The organism is Streptomyces sp. NPDC046335 (assembly GCF_055587985.1).
In genome coordinates, this window is sequence record NZ_JBVJFF010000008.1 from 185,358 (window position 1) to 208,428 (window position 23,071).

The window sequence follows — 23,071 nt, forward strand, 5'->3', positions numbered from 1 at the left end:
CACCCTACGAGGACGACGAGGGCGCCTCAGAACTTGATGTCGCCGATCATCCCCGCCACGTTGGTCGTCAGCTCGTTGATCGTCGGAGCGATGGACGAGCTCGCCAGGTAGAAACCGAGCAGCGTGCAGACCACCGCGTGCCCGGTTTTCAGACCTGACTTCTTGACCAGCAAGAAGACGATGATCGCCAGCAGCACCACCGCCGAAATCGAGAGTGCCACGGCGGTCACCTCCAAGTCGTTGCCGTAACCCAGTGCGGACGCCAGCAGGTACATACCCACCAAGCGCTACGGATCATAACTATCCGTGCGGACGCATGACTCGGAGCACGGCAGCACAAGGGGGCGCATGCGCCATAGGCTCGGGGGATGACCACCGAAGACCCCGGAGTTCCCAGGCCCGGCGAGAGCCCGGCGCAGCCGCTCTCCTTCCCGCGTCAGCAAGCCCGTACGCAGCGCTTCACCCTCGGCGCGCCCCGTGCGTTCACGGTGGCGCCCGACGGCTCCCGCGTCGTCTTCCTGCGCTCCTCGTCCGGCACCGACCGGGTGGGCCGGCTCTGGGTCCTGGACGTGGAGGACGGCCGCGAGCGGACCGCCGCCGACCCCGAGGCGCTGCTCGGCGGCGCGGCGGAGCGGCTCTCCCCGGCCGAGCGCGCACGGCGCGAGCGCAGCAGGGAGAGCGGTACGGGCATCGTGGGCTACGCCACGGACGCCGCCGTGGAGTTGGCCGCGTTCGCCCTGTCGGGCCGGCTCTTCGCGGCGGAGCTGCGCGCGGGGACGACCCGCGAACTGCCCGCCGAGGGCCCCGTGATCGACCCGAGGCCCTCGCCCGACGGGCGGCACGTCGCGTACGTGTCCGGGGGCGCCCTGCGGGTGACGGGCGCCGACGGCGGGGGCGACCGGGTGCTCGCCGCGCCGGAGCCCGGCGAGAAGGAGACGGTGACGTACGGCCTCGCGGAGCATGTCGCGGCCGAGTCGATGGCGCGGCACCGCGGGTTCTGGTGGTCCCCCGACTCCGGCCGGCTGCTCGTGGCGCGGGTCGACGACGCGCCCGTGCGGCGCTGGTGGATCGCCGATCCCTCGCAGCCGGAGCGGGAGCCTGCGCGGATCGCGTACCCGGCCGCGGGCACCGCCAACGCCGACGTACGCCTGTTCGTCCTCGGCCTGGACGGGTCGCGTACCGAGGTGGTGTGGGACCGGGGCCGCTTCCCCTACCTCGCCCGGGTGCACTGGTCGGCGGACGGCGCTCCGCTGCTGCTCGTGCAGTCCCGCGACCAGCGCGGGCAGCTCTATCTCGCGGTGAACCCGGACAACGGCTCGACGCGGATGGTGCACGCGGAGGAGGACGCAGATTGGCTTGAACTGTTCGCCGGTGTGCCCTGCTGGTCGCCCAGCGGCAAGCTGGTGCGGATCGTCGACGAGGGCGGCGCGCGCGTCCTCGCGTGGGGCGAGAGGCCGCTGACGGGAGCCCAGTTGCACGTCCGCGCGGTCCTGGACGTGACCGAGGAGGACATTCTGCTCTCGGCGTCGGCGGGGCAGGCCGCCGCCGACCCGGAGACCGGTGAGGTGCACGTCTACCGGGTCAACGAACTGGGCGTGGAGCGCCTCTCGCGGGAGCCCGGCGTGCACTCGGCGGTCCGCGCGGGCGGCCTCACCGTGCTCGTGTCGGCCTCCCTCGACCGCCCCGGCTCGCGGGTGCAGGTGCTGCGGGACGGCAAGCGCGTGGCGACGGTGGCCTCCTGTGCCGAGCGTCCGGGGCTCACGCCGCGCGTGACGCTCACCGAGGGGGGCACGCGCCGGATTCCGTGCGCCGTCCTGCTACCCACGGAATACAAGGCGGCGGACGGGCCGCTCCCGGTACTGCTCGATCCGTACGGCGGACCCCACGGACAACGTGTGCTGCATGCGCACAACGCCTTCCTCACCTCGCAGTGGTTCGCCGACCAGGGCTTCGCGGTGATCGTGGCGGACGGCCGCGGCACGCCCGGCCGCTCCCCCGCCTGGGAGAAGTCGATCAAGAACGACCTGACGCTGACGCTCGACGACCAGGTCCACGCCCTGCACGCCCTCGCCGAGACCCACCCCCTGGACCTCGGCCGGGTCGCGATCCGCGGCTGGTCCTACGGCGGCTACCTCGCGGGGATGGCCGCGCTGCGCCGCCCCGACGTCTTCCACGCGGCGGTGGTCGGCGCCCCGGTGACCGACCTGCGGATGTACGACACGCACTACGAGGAGCGGTACCTCGGCGACCCGACGAAGACCCCGGAGACGTACCGCCACAACTCCCTGGTCGGCGACGACGGGCTGATCGAGGCGGCCGAGCCGCACCGCCCGATGCTCGTCATCCACGGCCTCGCCGACGACAACGTGGTGGTGGCGCACTCCCTGCGCCTCTCGTCCGCCCTGCTCGCCGAGGGCCGTCCGCACGAGGTCCTGCCGCTGTCGGGCGTGACGCACATGATGTCCCAGGAGCGGGTCGCGGAGAACCTGCTCCACTTCCAGGTGGACTTCCTGAAGCGCTCCCTGGGCCTGTAGCGGCCCCCGGGGTCCGTACGGTCCGCGGCGCTACGGCACGACCTGCTTCTCCTCGGCGAAGTGGCAGGCCGAGTCGTGCGCCGCGGGCCCCTCCTCGTACCGGAACTCCGCGGGCACCGCGAGCGGGGGCACTTCGAGGGCGCACCGCTCGCGCGCCTTCCAGCAGCGCGTGCGGAACCGGCAGCCCGAGGGCGGATGGGCGGGCGAGGGCACGTCGCCGCTGAGGATGATCCGCTCCCGGTGCTCACGGGCCTCGGGGTCGGGGACCGGCACGGCGGAGAGCAGGGCCTGCGTGTAGGGGTGCGTGGGGTGGTCGTAGATCTCCTCGTCCGTGCCGATCTCGACGATCCGCCCGAGGTACATCACGCCGACCCGGTCGGAGATGTGCCGCACGATCGACAGGTCGTGGGCGATGAAGACGTAACTCAGGTCGAACTCGTCCTGGAGCTTCTCCAGGAGGTTGATGACCTGCGCCTGGACGGAGACGTCGAGGGCGGAGACCGGTTCGTCGGCGACGATGATCTCGGGCCTGAGGGCGAGCCCGCGCGCGATGCCGATGCGCTGGCGCTGGCCGCCGGAGAACTGGTGCGGATAGCGGTTGATGTACTCGGGGTTGAGCCCGACGACGTCGAGGAGCTCCTGCACCCGCTGCCGCCGCGAGCCCTTCGGCGCGACCTCGGGATGGATCTCGTACGGCTCCCCGATGATGTCGCCGACGGTCATCCGCGGGTTCAGCGAGGTGTAGGGGTCCTGGAACACCATCTGGATGTTGCGGCGCACGGCCTTGAGGGCGCGTCCCGACAGCCTGGTGATGTCCTCGCCCTTGTAGCGGATCTCGCCCGCGGTCGGCCGCTCCAGGTTGACCAGCATCCTGGCGACCGTCGACTTGCCGCAGCCCGACTCCCCCACGATGCCGAGCGTCTCGCCCTGCCCGAGCTCGAAGTCGACGCCGTCCACGGCCCTGACCGCGCCCACCTGCTTGCGGATCACGACGCCCCGGGTGAGCGGGTAGTGCTTGACCAGGCCGCGGACCTGGAGGATCGGTTCACGCCCGGCGTTCGGGTGCTGCATCGAGCGTCTCCTTCCAGAAGTGGCAGGCGCTTCTGCGCTCGGCGGTGAGGCCCTCGTACGTCACCCGGGCGAGCGGCGGATCGTCGGTGCGGCACACGTCCTGGGCCATGGGGCAGCGGGGGTGGAAGGGGCAGCCGGGCGGGATGTTCATGAGGTTCGGCGGCAGGCCCTTGATCGCGTAGAGGTCCTGGCCCTTCTGGTCGAGACGCGGGATCGATTCGAGCAGGCCGAGGGTGTACGGGTGGGCCGGCGCCCGGTAGATCTCGTGGACGGGGGCCCGCTCGACGATGCGGCCCGCGTACATCACCGCGATGTTGTCGGCGACGTCCGCGACCACGCCGAGGTCGTGCGTGATGAGGATCAGGCCCATGTTCATCTCGCGCTGGAGCTCCGCGAGCAGCTCCATGACCTGCGCCTGGACCGTGACGTCGAGGGCGGTGGTCGGCTCGTCGGCGATGATGAGCGCCGGTTCGAGCGCCATCGCCATGGCGATCATGATGCGCTGGCGCATGCCGCCGCTGAACTGGTGCGGGTACTGTCCGACGCGCTCCCTGGCGGCCGGGATGCGCACCCGGTCCATCAGCTCGACGGCCCTGGCCCTGGCGTCCTTGCGCGACATGCCCTTGTGCACGATGAACATCTCGCCGAGCTGCGCGCCCACGCTGAGCACGGGGTTCAGCGAGGACAGCGCGTCCTGGAAGATCATCGCCATTCCGGCGCCGCGCACCTTGCGCCGCTCGTCCTCCTTGAGCTTCAGGAGGTCCCTGCCGCGGAAGAGGATCTCGCCCGAGGTGATCCTCCCGGGCGGGGTGTCGAGGATGCCCATGACGGCCTGGGCGGTCACGGACTTGCCCGAGCCCGACTCGCCGAGGACGGCCAGGGTCTCGCCCGCCGCCACGCTGTAGTCGACGCCGTTGACGGCGTGGGCGACCCCGTCCCTGGTCCGGAACTCCACGTGGAGGTCGCGCACTTCGAGCAGCTTGGAGCTCCCCGGTGCTGCGGACGCGGACGCCTCGGATGCCACGGTTGCCATGGGCGCCTACCTCAGCTTCGGGTCGAGGGCGTCGCGGACCGCGTCGCCGAGCATGATGAACGCCAGCACCGTGACCGCCAGCGCACCGGCCGGCCAGAGCAGCATGTGCGGGGCGTTGCGGATGTACTGGGAGGCGGCCGAGATGTCGATGCCCCAGCTCACGGTCGGCGGCTTCAGACCGACGCCGAGGTAGGAGAGCGTGGCCTCCAGGGCGATGTACGTACCGAGGGCGATGGTGGCCACGACGATGACCGGCGCCACGGCGTTCGGCGTGATGTGGCGGAGCAGCATCCGGGAGTTGGAGGCGCCGAGCGCGCGTGCCGCCTGGACGTAGTCGTTCTGCTTGGCGGTGATGACGGAGCCGCGCGCGATGCGGGAGATCTGCGGCCAGCCGAGCAGCACCATGAAGCCGACGACGGGCCAGACCGTGGAGCTGGTGACCACGGACAGGAGCACGAGCCCGCCGAGCACGACGGGGATGGCGAAGAAGATGTCGGTGATACGGGAGAGGACGGCGTCCCAGCCGCCGCCGAAGAACCCGGCGAGGCCGCCGAGGACGCTGCCGAGGACGGCGACGCCGAGCGTGGCGCAGACGCCGACGGTGACCGAGACCCGCGTCCCGTACACGACGCGCGTGTAGACGTCGCAGCCCTGTTCGTTGAAGCCGAAGGGGTGCCCCGGCGAAGAGCCCTTCTGCGCGTTGCCGAGGTCGCAGTCCAGCGGGTTGCGGGTGGCGATGAGCGAGGGCCACAGGGAGATGACGACGAGGAAGACGATGATCAGACCGGAGATGATGAAGACCGGGTTGCGCCGCAGGTCACGCCAGGCGTCGGACCACAGGCTGCGTGCCGGGGCGTAGGGCCCTGTGCCGTCGCGCCCGGTGCCGTCGGGTCCGATGCCGTCGGGTCCGCCCGGTGTCTTCTCCAGGGAGGTCGCCTCGCTCGCGGCCAGGTCCATCGCGCCGCCCATGCCGGTGGCGGCCATGGCTCCCTCTGGCTCCTGGGGTTCAGGCATAGCGGATCCTCGGGTCGAGCACGGCGTACAGGAGGTCGACGATCAGGTTGGCCACCAGGAAGACCAGGACGAGTACGGTCACGAAGCCGACGACGGTCTGGGTGCTCTGGCGCAGGATCCCCTGGTAGAGCTGGAAGCCGACGCCGTGGATGTTGAAGATCCGCTCGGTGACGATCGCGCCGCCCATCAGCGCGCCCACGTCCGTACCGATGAAGGTGACGACGGGGATCAGGGAGTTCCGCAGCAGGTGCCGGGTGATGACGCGGTGCCGGGGCAGGCCCTTGGCGATGGCGGTGCGGACGTAGTCGGCGCGCCGGTTCTCCGCGATGGAGGTGCGGGTCAGCCGGGTCACGTACGCGAGGGAGACCGAGGCGAGCACCAGGCCGGGGACGATCAGTTCGTCGTACGGCGCTTCGCTCGACACGGAGGGTTTGATGGCGCCCCACTGGACGCCGAGCAGCAGTTGCAGGACGAGTCCGGTGACGAAGGTGGGGACGGAGATGACGACGAGCGTGAGCAGCAGCACCACGGTGTCGATGGGCCGCCCGCGCCGCAGTCCGGTGAGCACGCCGAGCGTGATCCCGATGACGATCTCGAAGACGATGGCGACGATGGTGAGGCGGATGGTGACCGGGAAGGCGGCCGCCATCAGCTCGGTGACCTTCTGGCCGTTGAAGGCGGTGCCGAAGTCGCCGGTGAAGACGTTGCCCATGTACGTCAGGTACTGCTGCCACACCGGCTTATCGAGGCCGAACTCCTTCTTGAGCCGCACGGCCGTCGCGGGGTCGCACTTGCGGTCCCCGCACAGTCCCGCGACGGGGTCGCCCATCACGTTCACCATCAGGAAGATCAGCAGCGTGGCGCCGATGAAGACCGGGATCATCTGGAGCAGACGCCGGATCACATAACGTCCCATGGGCCGTCCCCGCGTCTCAGTTGACCGTGATCTGGTCGTACACCGGCACGCTGAACTGGTTCAGCGAGACGTCGGAGACCCGGTCCGAGTGGCCCGCGCTGCCGTTCTGGTACCAGAGCGGGATGGCCGGCATGTCCTTGGCGAGGATCTTCTCGGCGTCCTGGAACGCGCCGACGGCCTTGGCGGTGTCCGTCTCGCCGTTGGCCTCGTTGACGAGCCTGTCGAACTCCTCGTCGCTGTACTTGCCGTCGTTGGACGAGGCGTCGGTGTAGTAGTTCGGCTCCAGGAAGTTCTGGATCAGCGGGTAGTCCATCTGCCAGCCCGCCCGCCAGGCACCGTCCAGCTCCTGCTTGGAGGCCTTGCTGCGGAAGTCGGCGAAGGTGCCGACGGGGTTGCCGACGCAGGCCTTGTCCTTGCCGAGCGCCTTGTTGACGGAGTTGCAGAGGGCGTCGACCCACTCCTTGTGCGAGCCGGTGTCCGCGTTGTACGTGACCTTGAGCTGCCCGCCGGGGATGCCGCCGCCCTCCTCGACGAGCTTCTTGGCCCTCGCGGCGTCGTAGTCGCACGCGTCGCCGCAGAGCCCCTTCTTGAAGCCGCCGTCGTCACCGAGGACCGGCGAGGTCCAGTCCGAGGCCGGCGTCCGCGTCTTCTGGAAGATGGTCTCGGTGATCTGCTCCCGGTTGATCGCCATGGAAAGCCCCCGGCGGACCTTCTCCATGCCCGGCTTCGTCCACTCGCTGTCGTAGAAGGGGAACGCGAGGGTCTGGATGATGCCGGCGGGGGTGTTGATGTAGCGGTCGCCGAGGTCGTTCTCGGCGTTCTTGAGCTGCGAGGCGGGGACGTCGTCGACGAGGTCGAGGTTGCCGGCCATCAGGTCCGTGTAGGCGGTGTTGTTGTCGGTGTAGACCTTCATGTCCACACCGCCGTTGCGCGCCTTGTCGTCCCCCGGGTACGCGTCCCACTTGCGCAGGGACATCTGCGAGCCCTTGGTGTACGAGTCCACGGTGTACGGGCCGTTGCCCACGGGCTTGGCGAGCCAGGCGTCGTGGTCGTCGTAGAACGCCTTGGGCAGCGGCGCGAAGGCCGGGTAGCCGAGCGTGTCGGGCCAGGTGGAGAACTTCTGGGTGAGCTTGACGGTGAACGTCCTGTCATCGACGGCCTTCAGCCCCGACAGGGTCTTGGCGCTCGGGTCGCCCTCGTCCGGGTGGACCTTGTCGTATCCCTCGATGTAGCCGAAGAAGTACGCGTTCTTCTGGTTGTTCTCGATGTTCGCCCCGTAGTTCCAGGCGTCCACGAAGGACTTGGCCGTGATCTTCTCGCCGTTGCTGAACGTCCAGCCGTCCTTGAGCCTGACCGTGAAGTTCTGTGCGTCCTTGGTCTCGATCGACTCGGCGATCATGTTCTCGGCCTTGCCGGTCTTCGGGTCGTACCGCTTGAGACCCCGGAAGATCATGTCGAGGATCTTGCCGCCCTGGACCTCGTTGGTGTTCGCGGGCTCCAGCGGGTTCTGCGGATCGCCCCAGGAGGAGCTGACGATCCCGGAGCCGTCACCGCCACCGCCGCCGCTCCCCCCGCCACCGCAGGCCGTCGCGGCGAGGGCGACGGTCACCGCGCATGCGGCCCACTTGGCGTGCGTGGCTCCACGCATGGAGTCCTCCTGTCCTGACTCAGCCTTGGCGTTACGTATCGCCAAATATCGCCGCAGCCCGGATGAACCGCATATTTACCCCGCCCGTACGAGTCGGAGCTCCTCCGGATGTACGAATTCCGAGACACGCACGCCCGTATATCGGACTCATTGCCCGGATCACTCGTATTGGTCATGACTCGTCCATCACGCTTGATTACGCCAAGGCAAAGGTAAGGGCTTTATCCGGTAAAGCTCTGGTCAAGGATCCCAAGAGCACTCCAAGGCGGCTCACGATTCATTGACCGCGCAGTAAACGCCTTGCGAAAGTCGCGCCTAGCCCGTGGGTGCCTGCTCGTCCTGCGGAATCCTGATGACCCCTCCGGGCCTGGAGCGCCATGACCTCGCCAACTCCCGCCGCATCCGCCGCTCTTGAAGTGGTGGACAAGACCGGCACCCCTGCTACGCCCAACGACCGGGGGAGCAAGGGGCGTTCGCCTGGGCGGCTCGCCTGGACCCGGTTCAAGCGGGACAAGTCAGGCATGACCGCCGCCTGTGTCGTGCTCTTCTTCTTCGTCATCTCGCTGTGTGCGCCGCTGATTTCGAAGCTCTACGGCAAGGACCCCTACACGACGTACGGGGTGAACGACCCGAGCCTGTTCAACGAATTCAGCTACCCGATCAAGCCCAACGGCGGCATCGACGGCGAGTTCTGGTTCGGCATCGAGCCCCAGCTCGGCCGGGACGTCCTGACCTTCCTGCTGTACGGGATGCGCAACTCGCTGCTGATCGCGGCGGCGACGACCATCCTGGTGACGCTGATCGGCATCGCCGTCGGCATCACCGCCGGATACGTCGGCGGCAAGACCGACTACTTCGTCGGCCGCGTCATCGACATCCTCCTGGCCTTCCCCTCGACGCTCTTCTTCATCGCCTTCTGGCCCGTGATGATCTCGGTGGTCGTCGCTCCCGAGGACAAGACACCGACCTGGCTGACGGTGACCAGCCTCATCGCGGTCATGACGGCCTTCGGCTGGGCCTCCATCGCCCGGCTCCTGCGCGGCGAGGTGCTCGCCCTGCGCGAACGTGAGTTCGTCGAGGCCGCGAAGGTCACCGGCGCCTCACCGGCCCGGATCATCTTCAAGGAACTGCTCCCCAACCTGTGGACGCCGATCCTCATCCAGGCCACCCTCGCCCTGCCGATGTTCGTCACCGCCGAGGCCGGTCTCGCCTTCCTGGGCGTGGGCCTCCAGGAGCCCACTCCTGACTGGGGCGTGATGATCCAGCGCGCCTCCGAGGTGTACGAGCAGGACATCACGTACATGGCCTTCCCCGGCATCGCGATGGTGATCTTCGTGGTCGCCTTCAACCTCCTCGGCGACTCGGTGCGCGACGCGCTCGACCCGAAGACCAAACGCTGACATTCCCCACCTCCGGCGCCGCGACGGGGCAGTGCCGGGCCGCACCTCCGCTCTCCTTCTTCGACAATCAGGGTTGGTAGCCACATGTCTCTCTCCCGCAGAAACTTCGTCGTCGCGACCTCGGTCGCGGCGGGCGGATCGATGGTCCTTTCCGCGTGCAGCAGCGGTGGCTCGGGCGGCGGTGGCAACGGCGGCAAGCACGGCGGAGCCACGGAGTACACGGGCTCCGACGTCAAGATCGGCACCGCGGAGGACTCTAAGGGCCCGGCCCCCGCGGTCGCGGGCGCGCAGAAGGGCGGCACGATCTACGGCGTCGCCGAGGACGACGTGTCGCACATGGACCCGCAGCGCATCTACTTCGCGTACAACTCCTCGGTCGCCATGCTGTTCGCCCGCGCCCTCACCGGCTACTACGTCGACCCCAAGGGCGGCCTGACCCTCGTCGGCGACCTCGCCACCGACACGGGCAAGGCGTCCGACGACAACAAGACCTGGACCTTCACGCTGAAGGACGGCCTGAAGTGGCAGGACGGCAGCGAGCTCACCGTCGAGGACGTCCGCCACGGCTTCGAGCGCTCCTGGGCCTCCTTCATCACCGAGGGCGCCTCGTACGTCCAGATGGCGCTGACCGGCAAGGGCGCCAAGTGGCGCGAGGGCTACAAGGGCCCGTACGGCGGTGACCACCTGGACTCGATCGTCATCGACAAGGCGAAGAAGACGATCACCTTCAAGCTGAAGGAAGCCCGCCCGGACTTCAACTTCACGCTGGCGATGACCTCGTACTCCGCGGTGCCCGTGAAGCACGACACCAAGGAGAAGTACGACAAGGCGCCCTTCTCCTGCGGCCCGTACATCGTCAAGAACCGCTCCATCGACAAGTCGCTGACGCTGACGCGCAACAAGCACTGGGACGCGAAGACGGACCCGATCCGCACCGCCTACCCGGACAGCTTCGAGTTCGAGTTCGGACCGACTGGCCTCAACTCCTGCGACCGCTTCATCGCGGACCAGGGCAAGGACCAGCAGATGATCGCCATCTACGAGCCGATCCCGGCCGAGCGCATGCAGAAGGTGCTCACCGACCCGGACGTCAAGAAGCGGTCCTTCAACGGCCTGTCCTCCGGCACGTACTACTACGCGATCAACACCAAGCGCATCACCGACGTCGAGGTGCGCAAGGCGCTCAACATCGCCTGGCCGCTTGAGCAGATCCGCCGTATCTACGGCGGCGAGTCCGCGGGTGACCTGGCGACGACCATCCTGAGCCCCGACATCATCGGCCGCGAGAAGTTCGACGTCTTCGGCAAGCTGAAGAAGCCGCAGGGCGACCCGGAGCGCGCCAAGGCCATCCTGAAGAAGGCCGGCAAGCTCGGACAGAAGATCGTCTACGCCTTCCCGCAGCGCCCCACGTACGACAAGACCAAGGTCGTCATCGAGAACGCGCTGAAAGCCGCCGGCTTCGACCCGGTCATCAAGCCGCTCAACTCGACGGACTACTACGACCAGGCCCAGCGCATCGACAACAAGTTCGACGTGATGTGGTTCGGCTGGTCCCCGGACTGGCCGACGGCCTACACGCTGATCCAGCCGCTCTTCGACGGCGACGCCATCGGTGACGGCCAGAACAACATCTCCCAGACGGACGTCGACTGGATCAACGAGGCGATCAAGAAGAACGCGGTCATCTCGGACCAGAAGGAAGCCGGCAAGGCCTGGGCCGAGCTCGACAAGAAGATCATGACCGAGGTCGTGCCGATCATCCCGGAGACCTACCAGCGCCGCTTCTACCTGCACGGCTCGAAGGTCGGTGGCGCGCAGCACGACCCGCAGTTCGCCGCGACGCTGATCTACAAGACCTACGTCAAGGCCTGACGACCGGCCCCAGTGGCGAGACGGCCCTCCACGCCGAGGGCCGTCTCGCCCCCTCCTCTCCCACGGCATCCGTCAGGAAAACCAACTGCCATGCTCCGCTTTCTCCTTCGCCGCATCGTCGGTGGCGCGGTGATCCTGCTGATCATCAGCGTTCTCGTCTTCGTCCTCTTCTACGCCGCCCCGCGCGACCCCGCCCGGCTGGCCTGCGGCAAGGTCTGCTCCCCGGAGACCCTGGACCTGGTGCGGCACAACCTGGGGATCGCCGATTCGCTGCCGGTGCAGTACTGGCACTGGTTCGAGGGCCTGTTCGTGGGCCGTGACTACGCCAGCTTCGGCAACTGCCCCGCGCCCTGCCTCGGCTACTCGTTCCGCAACCGCGAGCCGGTCCTCAGCACCATCCTGGACCGCTTCCCGACCACCGTGTCGCTCTCGCTGGGCGCGGCCGTCGTCTTCGTCATCTTCGGTGTGGGCACCGGCATGCTGGCCGCCCGCAAGCAGGGCAAGACCCTCGACAAGATCGCGTCGTCCGCCTCGCTGGTCGCGTCGTCGCTTCAGATCTACGTCGTCGGCGTCTTCGCCGTGTACCTCTTCACGTACCAGCTCAAGTGGCTGGACCGGCCCCAGTACACCTCGATCAGTGAGGACGCGGGCGCCTGGTTCTCCGGTCTGATGATCCCCTGGCTGGTCCTCTCCCTCATCTTCACCGCGAACTACACCCGTATGACGCGCTCCCAGATGGTCGAGACGCTCAGCGAGGACTACGTGCGCACAGCGCGCGCCAAGGGTCTCTCCGGCCGCGCCGTCTTCTTCCGCTTCGCCTGGCGTGGCGCGATGGGGCCGATCGTCACCATCTTCGGCCTCGACCTGGGCGTGCTCCTGGGCGGCGCGATCATCACCGAGAAGACCTTCGCCCTGCACGGCATCGGCGACCTGTCGGTCCGCGCGGTCAACACCAGCGACCTGCCGATGCTGCTGGGCGTCGTCCTGGTGGCGGCCACGGCGATCGTCCTGTTCAACATCATCGTCGACGCGGTGTACGCCCTCATCGACCCGCGCGTGCGCCTCGCCTAGGAGCCGGACCCATGAGCACCCCCTTCCTCTCCGTACGCGATCTGCGCGTCCACTTCTCCACCGAGGACGGCATGGTCAAGGCCGTGGACGGCCTCGACTTCGAGCTGGAGAAGGGCAAGACCCTCGGCATCGTGGGCGAGTCCGGTTCCGGCAAGTCGGTGACCAACCTCGCCATCCTGGGCCTGCACCACAAGGACAGCACCGCGATCGACGGCGAGATCCTGCTCGACGGGCAGGAGCTCCTCACCGCCACCGAGCGGGAGCTTGAGCGGCTGCGCGGCAACAAGATGGCGATGATCTTCCAGGACGCCCTGGCCTCGCTCTCGCCGTACCACACCATCGGCCGGCAGATCGGTGAGACGTACCGCAAGCACACCGGCGCCTCCAAGAAGGAGGCGCGGGCGCGGTCGATCGAGATGCTGACGAAGGTCGGCATCCCGCAGCCCGACCTGCGCGTGGACGACTACCCGCACCAGTTCTCCGGCGGTATGCGCCAGCGCGCGATGATCGCGATGTCGCTGGTCTGCAACCCGGCGCTGCTGGTCGCCGACGAGCCGACGACCGCCCTCGACGTGACGGTCCAGGCCCAGATCATGGACCTCCTCAAGGACCTCCAGCAGGAGTTCGGCACGGCGATCATCTTCATCACCCACGACCTCGGCGTGATCGCCGACATCGCGGACGACGTCCTGGTGATGTACGGCGGCCGGTGCGTGGAGCGCGGCACCAAGAAGGAGGTGCTGCGGGCGCCGCAGCACCCGTACACCTGGGGTCTCCTGGGCTCGATGCCGAGCCTCGAAGGCCCGGTGGACGTCCCCCTGTCCCCCATCCCCGGCACCCCGCCGAGCCTCCTGAACCCGCCCACCGGGTGCCGCTTCCACCCGCGGTGCTCGTTCACGGAGCAGGTCGGGGGCGAGCGCTGCTCGGGCGAGCTGCCGCTCCTGGAGATCAGCGGGGGCCGTGGCGCCGCCTGCCACCTCACCCATGAGCAGCGGGCGGAATTCTTCACGGACTTCGCGGCCTCGCGGACCGACTGACGACTGACGACTGACGTACAAGTGACGGGATTCACGACGATGAGCAGCACCACACCCCCTCCTCTCCTGGACGTCAGCGGGCTGACCAAGCACTTCCCCGTCATGGGCGGCTTCCCGTTCAAGCGGAGGATCGGTGCCGTGCAGGCGGTCGACGGCCTGGACTTCACCGTGGCCGAGGGCGAGAGCCTGGGCCTGGTCGGTGAGTCCGGCTGCGGCAAGTCGACGACGGGCCGCCTGATCACGCGCCTTCTGGAGCCGACCGGCGGCAAGATCTCCTACCGCGGCCAGGACATCACGCACGCCTCGCGCAAGCAGCTCGCGCCGGTCCGCTCGGAGATCCAGATGATCTTCCAGGACCCGTACGCGTCGCTGAACCCGCGGCAGACGGTCGGAAAGATCATCTCCGGCCCGATGGAGGTCAACGGCATCAACCCCGCGGGTGGCCGCGAGGCTCGCGTCCGGGAGCTCCTGGAGACGGTCGGCCTCAACCCGGAGCACTACAACCGCTTCCCGCACGAGTTCTCGGGCGGTCAGCGTCAGCGCATCGGCGTGGCGCGGGCGCTGGCGCTCGAGCCGAAGCTGATCGTCGCGGACGAGCCGGTGTCGGCCCTCGACGTCTCGATCCAGGCGCAGGTGGTGAACCTGCTCCAGAAGCTCCAGAAGGACCTGGACATCGCGTTCCTCTTCATCGCCCACGACCTGGCGGTGGTCCGGCACTTCTCGCAGCGGGTCGCCGTCATGTACCTGGGCCGGATCGTGGAGATCGCGGACCGCGAGGACCTCTACGGCAACCCGCGCCACCCGTACACCAAGGCCCTCCTTTCGGCGGTCCCCGAGGCCACGGCGGACGACGTCCCGCGCCGCGAGCGCATCCTCCTGACGGGCGACGTCCCGTCCCCGGTGAACCCGCCCTCCGGCTGCCGCTTCCGCACGCGCTGCTGGAAGGCCACGGAGAAGTGTGCCTCGGAGGAGCCGCCGCTGGTCCGTGCCGACGGCAACGGGGAGGGGCATCTGACGGCATGCCACTACCCGGAGGACTCGGCCCGTCTGACGGTCCCGGCGGCCCGCAAAACCCTCTGACCGCCCTCCGGGGCCGCCCCCGCGCCCGCCACCTGGAACCGCCCTGCCCTCCCCCTTGACCCGAGCGGGGCGGGACCGGTTCCGGGGGCGGGGTTCGAGGTTCGGCCCTTTCCTCGCGAGGCGCTCCCGACGGGGCTTCGGTGGGCCGGGGGCGTTGCTTGCTTACCGGGGCCGCCCGGTTCTCCGGAAGTGTGGCGGTTCCGCCCCACCAGTAAAGGGCGCTCCCTACGGTCGCGTCGGCTCCGCCGATTCCGCTCCGCTCCACCCTTGACTGCCGAGCCTCCACCGCAGGGGATTTGCTGACCGGGCGGCCACGAGGTGGGGCGACGGGGACGGTTGGGTGGGCGGTGCGAGTTGCCTGCCGGGTGCGGACTAGTCCTTCTGACGCGAACGCCAAGGGGCAAGGCGGGCGGGGGCCGGCTTCTCCGCTCGGGTCATCGGGTTTCACTGCCGGGTGCGGACTAGTTCGTCGCAGCCTCGCCGAGGCCAGGGATGCTCGGCCGGGCGGGGCGGTTCCGCTCCGGTGAGGGTGTCGGGTATCGCTGCCGGGTGCGGACCGGCCCATACGGGGCGCGGGCAGCTTGTACCGCCTCGGCCGGGCGGGCGGCTCTGGTCCGGTGGGGGTGTCGGGATTCGGGTGTCGTGGCCGGGTGCGGACCGGTCCACGCGGGGAGTGGGTCAGCTCGTACGGACTCGACCGGGCGGGACCGGCTGCGCTCCGGCGGCGGCATCGGGCATCGCGGCCGGGTGCGACCGGCCCATACGGGGCGCAGGGCAGGGGCGTCGCTCGGCCGGGTGGTTGGAGCAGCGTGGCGGCTGGGTGCGGGCGGGCCTATACGGAGCGCGGGTCCGGGAGGTTGTGCTGACGAGCTGGCGGTCGACCCCTCCGGGAGGGGGACGGGCACCAACTTTGCGCAGGTTGCGTTTCGACCAACGGGGGGGGCGCACGCGGCGGCGAGTGCGCTGTCCGCAAAGTTGGTCCCCGCCAGCCCGTCAGCCCGTCAGCCCGTCAGCCCGTCAGCCCGTCAGCCGGACGGTGTACGCCCCGAACTCCCGCCCCGCCCTGCCCTGCGGCTTCACGAGCGCATCCCGGCCGCCTGGGATGCGACACGCAGGGATTGCAGAGAAGTCTCCACCCGTGCCAGAGGAACGGCAGGTCAGAAGCAGGCGTCTAGGCCGGGCAGCGGGACTTTCCTGCGCCCCGCTGGCTGGCCCCCTCCCGAACGGCGACCGGCGAACCGCGAACCGACTGCGCGCCCGTGTACCGCGTACTTGCGACGGCGGAGCCGGGAAGCCGAACTCAGCTTGGCCGACGCCCACCCTGGCACCTGCCCTCGTCCCTCGGCGCCTGCGGCAGAAGAACCAGTCCACATCCGGCGGGCGGCCCCACCCGATGCCCCGACCGGAGAAGCCGAGCCGCCAAGCCGAGCCCGCCCCCTGACGCCCGCGCCCGATGGACCGGTCCACGCCCGGCGGCGACGCCCGACACCGCCACCGGAGTGCAGCCGGTCCCGCCGGGCCGAGTCCGTACGAGCTGACCCACTCCCCGTATGGACCGGCCCGCACCCGGCCGCCAAACCCGATGACCCGAGCGGAGAAGCCGGCCCGCCCCCGCCCGCCTTGCCCCTTGGCGTTCACGTCAGAAGAACTAGTCCGCACCCGGCAGCCAACCCGCACCGCCCACCCAACCGTCCCCGTCGCCCCACCCCGTGGCCGCCCGGTCAGCAAATCCCCTGCGGTGGAGGCCCGGCAGTCAAGGGTGGAGCGGAGCGGAATCGGCGGAGCCGACGCGACGCAGGAGCGCCCTTTACTGGCGGGGCGGAACCGCCACACTTCCGGAGAACCGGGCGGCCCCGGCAAGCAAGCAACGCCACCGGCCCACGCTCACCCCCCGTCCCCCACCAACCGCGCATGCAGCTCCACATCGAACCGCGCGCCCCCGTACGCCAGCTTCTCCCGCTGTACGCCCTCCACCGCGTACCCCGCCGCCCGGGCCACCGCGCAGGACGCCGGGTTGTTGGTCCGGTGGCCCAGTTCCAGGCGGTGGAGGCCCAAGTCGGCGAAGGCCCAGGCCGTGAGGGCACGGAGGCCGGACGTGGCGGCGCCCCGGCCCCGGGCTTCCGGGGACGTCCAGTACGAGACCCAGCCCGTGCCGTGGAGCAGGTTCACCGCACCCACCGCCACGTTGCCCAGGGGCGCGTCCGCCTCGTCCACCACCGCGAAGGCGTACGCGGAGCCGGCCTCGCGGTCCGTCGCCCGGCGTTCGATCCAACCGGCCGCCGCCGCTAGGGAGTCCACGGGGCGGTCCGCCTGGCGGTCCATCCCGGGGGCCGCGAAGGCCGCGAGGACCGCGGCGGCGTCCTGGGGCCGCCAGGGACGGAGCCTCAGCTCTGGCACGGGAAACCTCCGGGGGGATGGACGGCGGCATGCGTGAAGGCGCCCCCGGCCGAGAAAACAGCCGGGGGCGCCCCCATTCACGTACGGCCAAAGGCCCGTGGCAAGCGGAATACGGACTACGCCGCCGTCACCACGTTCTTCTCCTCCGCGAAGTGGCACGCCGACTCATGCGCCGCAGGCGTGTCCTGGCCCTTGAAGCGCTCGGGCACCGCCAGCAGCGGGACCTCCTTGGCGCACTTGTCCTCCGCCTTCCAGCAGCGCGTACGGAAGCGGCAGCCGGAGGGCGGGTTCGCCGGGGACGGGACGTCGCCGGTGAGGATGATGCGTTCGCGGCCCTCGCGGGCCTCCGGGTCCGGGACGGGGACCGCGGAGAGCAGCGCCTGCGTGTAGGGGTGCGTCGGGTGCTCGTAGATCTGCTCGTCCGAGCCGATCTCCGCCATCTTGCCGAGGTACATCACGCCCACGCGGTCCGAGATGTGCCGGACGATCGACAGGTCGTGCGCGATGAAGAGGTAGGACAGGTTGAACTCGTCCTGGAGCTTCTCCATCAGGTTGATGACCTGGGCCTGGACGGAGACGTCCAGGGCCGAGACCGGCTCGTCGCAGATGATGATCTCGGGGTTGAGGGCCAGACCGCGCGCGATACCGATGCGCTGGCGCTGGCCGCCCGAGAACTGGTGCGGGTAGCGGTTGATGTACTCGGGGTTCAGGCCGACGACGTCCAGGAGGTCCTGGACCTTCTGCCGGCGCGAACCCTTCGGGGCCACCTCGGGGTGGATCTCGAAGGGTTCCCCGATGATGTCGCCCACCGTCATACGGGGGTTGAGCGACGTGTACGGGTCCTGGAACACCATCTGGATGTTGCGGCGGACCGCCTTCAGGGCGCGGCCCGTCAGCTTGGTGATGTCCTGGCCCTTGTAGAAGACCTCGCCGGCCGTGGCCCGCTCCAGGGTCATCAGGAGCTTGGCGACCGTGGACTTGCCGCAGCCGGACTCGCCCACGATGCCCAGCGTCTCGCCCTGGAAGAGGTCGAAGGAGATGCCGTCGACCGCCTTGACCGCGCCGATCTGCTTCTTGAGAAGGATTCCCTGCGTGAGCGGGAAGTGCTTCACCAGGTTGCGGACCTGGAGGATCGGCTCGCCGCGCTCGACCGGGGCCTCGATGGCCGCGACGGCGTCGTCCGCCGTGGCGGCGTCCACCGTCTCGACCTCGGAGACGTTCGGGGTGGCTTCGGCGGGCTCGTCCGTCTTCGAGAGCTTCGAGGACTTCTTCGGCTCAGCCATGGATCGTCTCCTTCCAGAAGTGGCACGCGCTGCCGCGGCCCGGCAGCTCCGTGCCGTCCTGCTCGGTGACCGACACCAGGGCCGGGATCTCCGTGCGGCAGACGTCCTGCGCCTTGGGGCAGCGCGGGTTGAACGCACAACCGCTGGGGATCTTGAGCAGGTTGGGCGGCAGGCCCTTGATCGCGTAGAGCTCCTGGCCCTTCTGGTCCAGGCGCGGGATCGAGTCGAGGAGGCCACGGGTGTACGGGTGCGCGGGGCGCTTGTACAGCTCGTGGACGGGTGCCGTCTCGACGATGCGGCCCGCATACATGACCGCGATCTTGTCCGCGACGTCGGCGACGACGCCGAGGTCGTGGGTGATGAGGATCAGGCCCATGTTGTACTCGCGCTGGAGCTCCGCGAGCAGGTCCATGACCTGGGCCTGGACCGTCACGTCGAGCGCCGTGGTGGGCTCGTCCGCGATGATCAGGTCGGGCTCCAGGGCGAGCGCCATCGCGATCATGATGCGCTGGCGCATACCGCCGGAGAACTGGTGCGGGTAGTCGTTCACCCGATCCTTGGCGGCCGGGATCTTGACCTTGTCCATCAGCCCGATGGCCTTGGCCTTGGCTTCCTTGCGGCTCAGGCCCTCGTGCACCCGGAACATCTCGCCGAGCTGGTAGCCCACCGAGAGGACGGGGTTCAACGAGGACAGGGCGTCCTGGAAGATCATGGCGATCTTGCGACCGCGGATCTTCCTGCGCTCCTCGCCGGACATCTTCAGCATGTCCTGGCCGCGGAAGAGGATCTCGCCCTGCGGGATCTTTCCGGGCGGCATGTCGAGGATGCCCATGATGGCCTGGGCGGTCACGGACTTGCCGGAGCCCGACTCGCCGAGGACGGCGAGCGTCTCGCCCGCGTCCACGCTGTAGTTGACGCCGTTGACGGCCTTGACCACACCGTCCCGGGTGTGGAACTCGACGTGCAGGTCCTTCACGTCCAGGAGGCGGCCACTCTTCTCCTCGCCCGAGCGGGGGGCGGGGATCGAGTCTTCCTTGATGTCGATGCTGGTCACGTTTACGCCTCCCTCAGCGCAGCTTCGGGTCGAGGGCTTCGCGTACGGCGTCACCCATCATGATGAACGCCAACACCGTGATGCTCAGCATTCCTGCCGGGAAGAACAGCGTGTGCGGGTTGTTGCGGATGTCGCTCAGGGCGTCGGAGATGTCGCCGCCCCAGGAGAGCGCGTCGCCGCCGAAGCCGAGGCCCAGGAAGGACAGCGTCGACTCCGCGACGATGTACGTGCCCAGGGCGATGGTGGCGATGACGATGACCGGTGCGATCGCGTTCGGCAGGATGTGCCGGAACAGGATCCGCTTGGTCCCCGCGCCGAGTGCCTTCGCCGCCATGACGTAGTCCGCGTGCCGAGTGGTGATCACCGCGCCGCGCATCACGCGGGCGATCTGCGTCCAGCCCAGGAAGGCGAGGGCGCCGGTGATGACCCAGACGTTCCGCTCGGTGAAGGCGTTCAGGACGACCATCGCGCCGAGCAGGAAGGGGATGCCGAAGAACACGTCGGTCAGGCGGGAGAGCAGGCTGTCGATGAAGCCGCCGAAGTATCCGGCCAGCATGCCGACCAGGCCGCCGAAGACGGTGACCAGGATGGTCACGCCGAAGCCGACCACGATCGAGTTGCGGGCGCCGTAGACGACGCGGGCGTAGATGCTGCGGCCCTGGCGGTCGTAGCCGAACCAGTCCGCCTGGAAGACGTGGCTGAAGTTCGGCTTCTGAAGGAAGTGGTTGGTCAGGTCGCCGGTCCGGGGGTCGGCGCTGGTGAACATGCCGGGGAAGGCAGCGACCAGCAGGACCACGAGGATCAGCAGCGCGGAGACGACGAAGAGCGGCCGGCGGCGCAGGTCGCGCCAGGCGTCGCCCCACAGGCTGCGCGGCTTGCCCGCCGCCTCGACGGCGTCCACGGCCTTGGCGTCGGCGTCGGCGATCGCCACGGCGTGTGCCTCGTCCGTGGCCGGGGTCTTGGTGAGGTCAGGCATAACGGATCCTCGGGTCAAGAACGGCGTAGAGCAGGTCGACGACGAGGCTCGCGAGGAGGTACACGAGCACCAGGACCGTCACGATGCCGACGATGACGGCGCCCTCACGGTTGCCCAGCGCGTCGAACAGCAGGTTGCCGACACCGGTCACGTTGAAGATGCCCTCGGTGATCACCGCGCCACCCATGAGGGTGCCGATGTCGGTGCCCAGGTACGTGACCACGGGGATCAGGGAGTTGCGCAGCAGGTGCCGGGTGATGATCCGGTGGCGCGGCAGCCCCTTGGCGACGGCGGTGCGCATGTAGTCGGCCTGCCGGTTCTCCGCGATCGCGGTCCGGCTCAGCCGTGCCACGTACGCGAGGCCGACGAGGCCGAGGACGAGCGCCGGCAGCAGGAGCTGCTGGAAGTTCTCCGAGTCCTGCACCGTCGGTGTCACCCAGCCGAGTTCGTTTCCGAAGATCAGCTGGAGGAACAGGCCGAACACGAAGATCGGGACGGAGATCACGAGGAGCGTGAAGAGCGTCACGGTGTTGTCGACGAGACGGCTGCGCTTCACGCCCGCGAGGACGCCGAGCGCGATGCCGACCACGAGCTCGAACGACCACGCCATGACGGCGAGGCGCATCGAGACCGGGAAGGCCTGCTTGATCTCGTCAAGAATGGGCCTGTTGCCTGCGATGGTCTTGCCGAAGTCGCCCTGCAGCAGTCCGCCCATGTAGTGCAGATACTGCTCCCAGAGCGGAAGGTCGAGACCTCGGTCGTGCCTGATCTGCGCGACCTGCGCCGGGTCCGGCGGCTTGTCGCCCCACAGCGCCCTTACGGGGTCGCCGGGGAGCACGTTGACCATCAAAAAGATCAACAGGGTGGTCCCGATGAACACCGGGATCATCTGGAGCAGTCGCCTCGCGACGTAGCGCCCCATGTGGTGCCTCCGTCCATTGCGGAGCCGTCCGTGAAGCGACGCCCGGGGTCGCCGGGCGTCGCTTCACATCGGACGGAACTCCGACGACTACTACTTCTCGAAGACCTGGACCTCGGAGAGGATCGGGTCACCGGCCTGGTCGAACACGACGTTCTTGACGTTGTTCGAGTGCGCGGAGAGCGTCTTGTTGTACCAGAGCGGGATGCCCGGGAAGCTGTTCTGCAGCTCCTTCTCGGCCTCCTGGTACAGCTTCGCGGACTCGTCGATCGTCTTCGCCTCGTCGGCCTTCTTGGTCAGCGCGTCGAACTTCTTGTCCGAGAAGCCGCCCTTGTTGCCGTCGACGCCCGTGCCGTACAGGTCGGCCAGGAAGTTGCCGTTGAACGGGTAGTCGAGCACCCAGCCGGAGCGGTAGATCGACTTGACCTTCTTCTGGTCACGGATCTCCGTGTCGGCCGCGAAGTCGGTCACCGGGTCGCCGACGCACTGGACGCCGGTCGACTTGGTGATGCTGTTGCAGACCGCGACGACCCAGTCCTTGTGCGGCTGGTCGGCGTTGTACTGGATGGAGATCTTGTTGCCCGGGACGCCGCCGCCGTCCTTGATGGCCTGCTTGGCCTTCTTCGGGTCGAACTTGCAGTACTCGCCGCAGGCGTCCTTCGTCCAGCCCTTGACGCCCTTGGCGACCCAGCCGGTGGCGGACTCACGCGTGCCGTGGAACACGGTCTTGGCGATGGTCTCGCGGTCGATCGCCATCGACAGGCCCTGGAGGACCTTGACGTCGATGTCCTTCCACTGCTTGGTGTAGAAGGCGGGGTTGATCGTGTTGATCGCCGAGAAGTCCTGCTCGATGGCGCGGTCGCCGAAGTCCTGCTTGAAGTTGGCGATCTCGCTGTTCGGCACCAGCGGCATGGTGTCGACGTTGTCCGACTTCAGGTCGGCGTAGGCGGCCGTGTCCTTGGAGTAGGCCTTGAAGTTGATGCCGCCGTTCTTGGGCTTGTCCTCGCCCTTGTAGCCGGACCAGGCGGTGACCTGGATCGACTTCTTGTGGTCCCAGCTCTTGAACTTGTAGGGACCGTTGCCGACCGGCGACTCGCCGTACTTCTTCGGGTCCTTCAGCGCGGCCGAGGGCAGCGGGAAGAAGGGCTTGTAGACCAGCTTGTACGCGTAGTACGGAATGCCGTTCTTCAGCGTGATGGTGAAGGTGTTGTCGTCGACGACCTTCAGGCCGGACATGGCCTTCTTCTTGGCCTTGCCCTTGGCCGGGTGCACGTCGTCGTAGCCGACGATGTCGCGGTACCAGGAGCTGTTCTGCTGGCCGTTGGCCGGGTCGGCCGCCCAGTTCCAGGCGTCGACGTACGACTTGGCGGTGACGGCCTCGCCGTTGTGGAACTTCCAGCCCTGCTTGAGCTTGACGGTCCACACCTTCGAGTTCTTGTCGGGGGTGACCGACTCGGCGTTCTCGTAGGTGATGTTGCCCTGCTTGTCGTAGTGGACAAGCCCGGTGAAGAGAGCGTCGATGACGACGCTGCCGTACGCCTCCATGGTGTTGGACGGCTGCAGGGCGTTCTGCGGCTCACCGTTGGCGTAGCTGACGATCCCCTTGGGGTCGACCTTCCCGCTGTTGCCGTTGTCGTTGCCGCCGCCACCACAGGCGGTGGCACCCAGGGCCACAACACCGGCTATCGCGACCCACTTGGCGCTCTTGGCACCGCGCATGGGGTTCCTCCTCATGAGTCCACTTGGTCACTACAAGAGGGGGTACG

At 68.6% G+C, this 23,071-nt stretch carries 18 protein-coding genes; 6 read left to right on the forward strand and 12 right to left on the reverse strand.

What is annotated here, in order from left to right:
* Positions 1-26 precede the first annotated feature (26 nt).
* Complete coding sequence (locus ACZ6JY_RS21030) at positions 27-221, reverse strand: hypothetical protein (RefSeq protein ID WP_062779883.1); 195 nt, start codon at positions 219-221, stop codon at positions 27-29.
* A gap of 147 nt (positions 222-368) precedes the next feature.
* Here ACZ6JY_RS21030 and ACZ6JY_RS21035 point away from each other — a divergent pair, with 147 nt between their 5' ends.
* Positions 369-2,534: a S9 family peptidase gene (locus ACZ6JY_RS21035; RefSeq protein WP_469197518.1), complete on the forward strand. Its 2,166-nt coding sequence runs from the start codon at positions 369-371 to the stop codon at positions 2,532-2,534.
* Between the two features lie 30 nt (positions 2,535-2,564).
* On the opposite strand, the gene ACZ6JY_RS21040 is transcribed toward ACZ6JY_RS21035, so the two are convergent.
* Genes ACZ6JY_RS21040 through ACZ6JY_RS21060 form a run of 5 tightly spaced genes read right to left on the reverse strand, consistent with a single transcriptional unit; the run spans position 2,565 to position 8,216 of the window.
* A complete protein-coding gene (locus ACZ6JY_RS21040) occupies positions 2,565-3,605 on the reverse strand; it encodes an ABC transporter ATP-binding protein (RefSeq protein ID WP_469197520.1) in 1,041 nt (346 codons plus the stop codon).
* Positions 3,580-4,638 carry an ABC transporter ATP-binding protein gene (locus tag ACZ6JY_RS21045; RefSeq protein ID WP_469197522.1) on the reverse strand — a complete coding sequence of 353 codons (1,059 nt, stop codon included), beginning with the start codon at positions 4,636-4,638 and terminating at the stop codon, positions 3,580-3,582. The genes ACZ6JY_RS21040 and ACZ6JY_RS21045 overlap by 26 nt, the downstream gene beginning before the upstream one ends.
* A 6-nt stretch (positions 4,639-4,644) precedes the next feature.
* Entirely contained in the window at positions 4,645-5,652 is a 1,008-nt protein-coding gene (locus ACZ6JY_RS21050) for an ABC transporter permease (protein ID WP_469197524.1), read from the reverse strand.
* Positions 5,645-6,568, reverse strand: coding sequence for an ABC transporter permease (locus tag ACZ6JY_RS21055; protein ID WP_469197526.1), 924 nt, complete (start codon positions 6,566-6,568; stop codon positions 5,645-5,647). Before ACZ6JY_RS21055 ends, ACZ6JY_RS21050 begins: the two co-directional genes overlap by 8 nt.
* Before the next feature lie 16 nt (positions 6,569-6,584).
* Complete coding sequence (locus tag ACZ6JY_RS21060; RefSeq protein WP_469197528.1) at positions 6,585-8,216, reverse strand: peptide ABC transporter substrate-binding protein; 1,632 nt, start codon at positions 8,214-8,216, stop codon at positions 6,585-6,587.
* Between the two features lie 377 nt (positions 8,217-8,593).
* On the opposite strand from ACZ6JY_RS21060, the gene ACZ6JY_RS21065 reads away from it, so the two are divergent.
* The 5 genes from ACZ6JY_RS21065 (at position 8,594) to ACZ6JY_RS21085 (ending at position 14,676) form a co-directional block, all read left to right on the forward strand.
* Positions 8,594-9,616 (forward strand): ABC transporter permease, encoded by a 1,023-nt coding sequence (locus ACZ6JY_RS21065; protein WP_469197530.1) that lies wholly within the window; start codon positions 8,594-8,596, stop codon positions 9,614-9,616.
* A gap of 84 nt (positions 9,617-9,700) precedes the next feature.
* Positions 9,701-11,488, forward strand: coding sequence for an ABC transporter substrate-binding protein (locus ACZ6JY_RS21070; RefSeq protein ID WP_469197532.1), 1,788 nt, complete (start codon positions 9,701-9,703; stop codon positions 11,486-11,488).
* Positions 11,489-11,578: 90 nt separating this feature from the next.
* The gene (locus ACZ6JY_RS21075) at positions 11,579-12,559 is read left to right on the forward strand and encodes an ABC transporter permease (RefSeq protein ID WP_469197534.1); all 981 of its coding nucleotides are present in this window, start codon (positions 11,579-11,581) and stop codon (positions 12,557-12,559) included.
* An 11-nt stretch (positions 12,560-12,570) separates the two neighbouring features.
* Positions 12,571-13,596 (forward strand): ABC transporter ATP-binding protein, encoded by a 1,026-nt coding sequence (locus ACZ6JY_RS21080; protein ID WP_469197536.1) that lies wholly within the window; start codon positions 12,571-12,573, stop codon positions 13,594-13,596.
* A 39-nt stretch (positions 13,597-13,635) separates the two neighbouring features.
* Positions 13,636-14,676, forward strand: a complete 1,041-nt coding sequence (locus tag ACZ6JY_RS21085) for an ABC transporter ATP-binding protein (RefSeq protein ID WP_469197538.1) — start codon at positions 13,636-13,638, stop codon at positions 14,674-14,676.
* Between the two features lie 1,884 nt (positions 14,677-16,560).
* On the opposite strand, the gene ACZ6JY_RS21090 is transcribed toward ACZ6JY_RS21085, so the two are convergent.
* The 6 genes from ACZ6JY_RS21090 to ACZ6JY_RS21115 form a co-directional block, all read right to left on the reverse strand.
* Positions 16,561-17,073, reverse strand: a complete 513-nt coding sequence (locus ACZ6JY_RS21090; protein ID WP_469197540.1) for a GNAT family N-acetyltransferase — start codon at positions 17,071-17,073, stop codon at positions 16,561-16,563.
* A gap of 116 nt (positions 17,074-17,189) precedes the next feature.
* On the reverse strand, positions 17,190-18,356 hold the full coding sequence (locus tag ACZ6JY_RS21095; RefSeq protein ID WP_469197542.1) for an ABC transporter ATP-binding protein: 1,167 nt from the start codon (positions 18,354-18,356) through the stop codon (positions 17,190-17,192).
* Positions 18,349-19,410, reverse strand: coding sequence for an ABC transporter ATP-binding protein (locus tag ACZ6JY_RS21100; RefSeq protein ID WP_469197543.1), 1,062 nt, complete (start codon positions 19,408-19,410; stop codon positions 18,349-18,351). Before ACZ6JY_RS21100 ends, ACZ6JY_RS21095 begins: the two co-directional genes overlap by 8 nt.
* Positions 19,411-19,423: 13 nt before the next feature.
* Entirely contained in the window at positions 19,424-20,386 is a 963-nt protein-coding gene (locus ACZ6JY_RS21105; RefSeq protein WP_469197546.1) for an ABC transporter permease, read from the reverse strand.
* A complete protein-coding gene (locus ACZ6JY_RS21110) occupies positions 20,379-21,308 on the reverse strand; it encodes an ABC transporter permease (protein WP_469197548.1) in 930 nt (309 codons plus the stop codon). Before ACZ6JY_RS21110 ends, ACZ6JY_RS21105 begins: the two co-directional genes overlap by 8 nt.
* Positions 21,309-21,398: 90 nt before the next feature.
* Entirely contained in the window at positions 21,399-23,024 is a 1,626-nt protein-coding gene (locus ACZ6JY_RS21115) for a peptide ABC transporter substrate-binding protein (RefSeq protein ID WP_469197550.1), read from the reverse strand.
* Between the last annotated feature and the right edge of the window lie 47 nt (positions 23,025-23,071).

What these genes read in the sequence shown, in the direction of transcription:
- ACZ6JY_RS21035 (WP_469197518.1), top strand. Translation starts at nt 369, where the DNA reads ATGACCACCGAAGACCCCGGAGTTCCCAGGCCCGGCGAGAGCCCGGCG.
- ACZ6JY_RS21040 (WP_469197520.1), bottom strand. Translation starts at nt 3,605, where the DNA reads ATGCAGCACCCGAACGCCGGGCGTGAACCGATCCTCCAGGTCCGCGGC.
- ACZ6JY_RS21045 (WP_469197522.1), bottom strand. Translation starts at nt 4,638, where the DNA reads ATGGCAACCGTGGCATCCGAGGCGTCCGCGTCCGCAGCACCGGGGAGC.
- ACZ6JY_RS21050 (WP_469197524.1), bottom strand. Translation starts at nt 5,652, where the DNA reads ATGCCTGAACCCCAGGAGCCAGAGGGAGCCATGGCCGCCACCGGCATG.
- ACZ6JY_RS21055 (WP_469197526.1), bottom strand. Translation starts at nt 6,568, where the DNA reads ATGGGACGTTATGTGATCCGGCGTCTGCTCCAGATGATCCCGGTCTTC.
- ACZ6JY_RS21060 (WP_469197528.1), bottom strand. Translation starts at nt 8,216, where the DNA reads ATGCGTGGAGCCACGCACGCCAAGTGGGCCGCATGCGCGGTGACCGTC.
- ACZ6JY_RS21065 (WP_469197530.1), top strand. Translation starts at nt 8,594, where the DNA reads ATGACCTCGCCAACTCCCGCCGCATCCGCCGCTCTTGAAGTGGTGGAC.
- ACZ6JY_RS21070 (WP_469197532.1), top strand. Translation starts at nt 9,701, where the DNA reads ATGTCTCTCTCCCGCAGAAACTTCGTCGTCGCGACCTCGGTCGCGGCG.
- ACZ6JY_RS21075 (WP_469197534.1), top strand. Translation starts at nt 11,579, where the DNA reads ATGCTCCGCTTTCTCCTTCGCCGCATCGTCGGTGGCGCGGTGATCCTG.
- ACZ6JY_RS21080 (WP_469197536.1), top strand. Translation starts at nt 12,571, where the DNA reads ATGAGCACCCCCTTCCTCTCCGTACGCGATCTGCGCGTCCACTTCTCC.
- ACZ6JY_RS21085 (WP_469197538.1), top strand. Translation starts at nt 13,636, where the DNA reads ATGAGCAGCACCACACCCCCTCCTCTCCTGGACGTCAGCGGGCTGACC.
- ACZ6JY_RS21095 (WP_469197542.1), bottom strand. Translation starts at nt 18,356, where the DNA reads ATGGCTGAGCCGAAGAAGTCCTCGAAGCTCTCGAAGACGGACGAGCCC.
- ACZ6JY_RS21105 (WP_469197546.1), bottom strand. Translation starts at nt 20,386, where the DNA reads ATGCCTGACCTCACCAAGACCCCGGCCACGGACGAGGCACACGCCGTG.
- ACZ6JY_RS21110 (WP_469197548.1), bottom strand. Translation starts at nt 21,308, where the DNA reads ATGGGGCGCTACGTCGCGAGGCGACTGCTCCAGATGATCCCGGTGTTC.
- ACZ6JY_RS21115 (WP_469197550.1), bottom strand. Translation starts at nt 23,024, where the DNA reads ATGCGCGGTGCCAAGAGCGCCAAGTGGGTCGCGATAGCCGGTGTTGTG.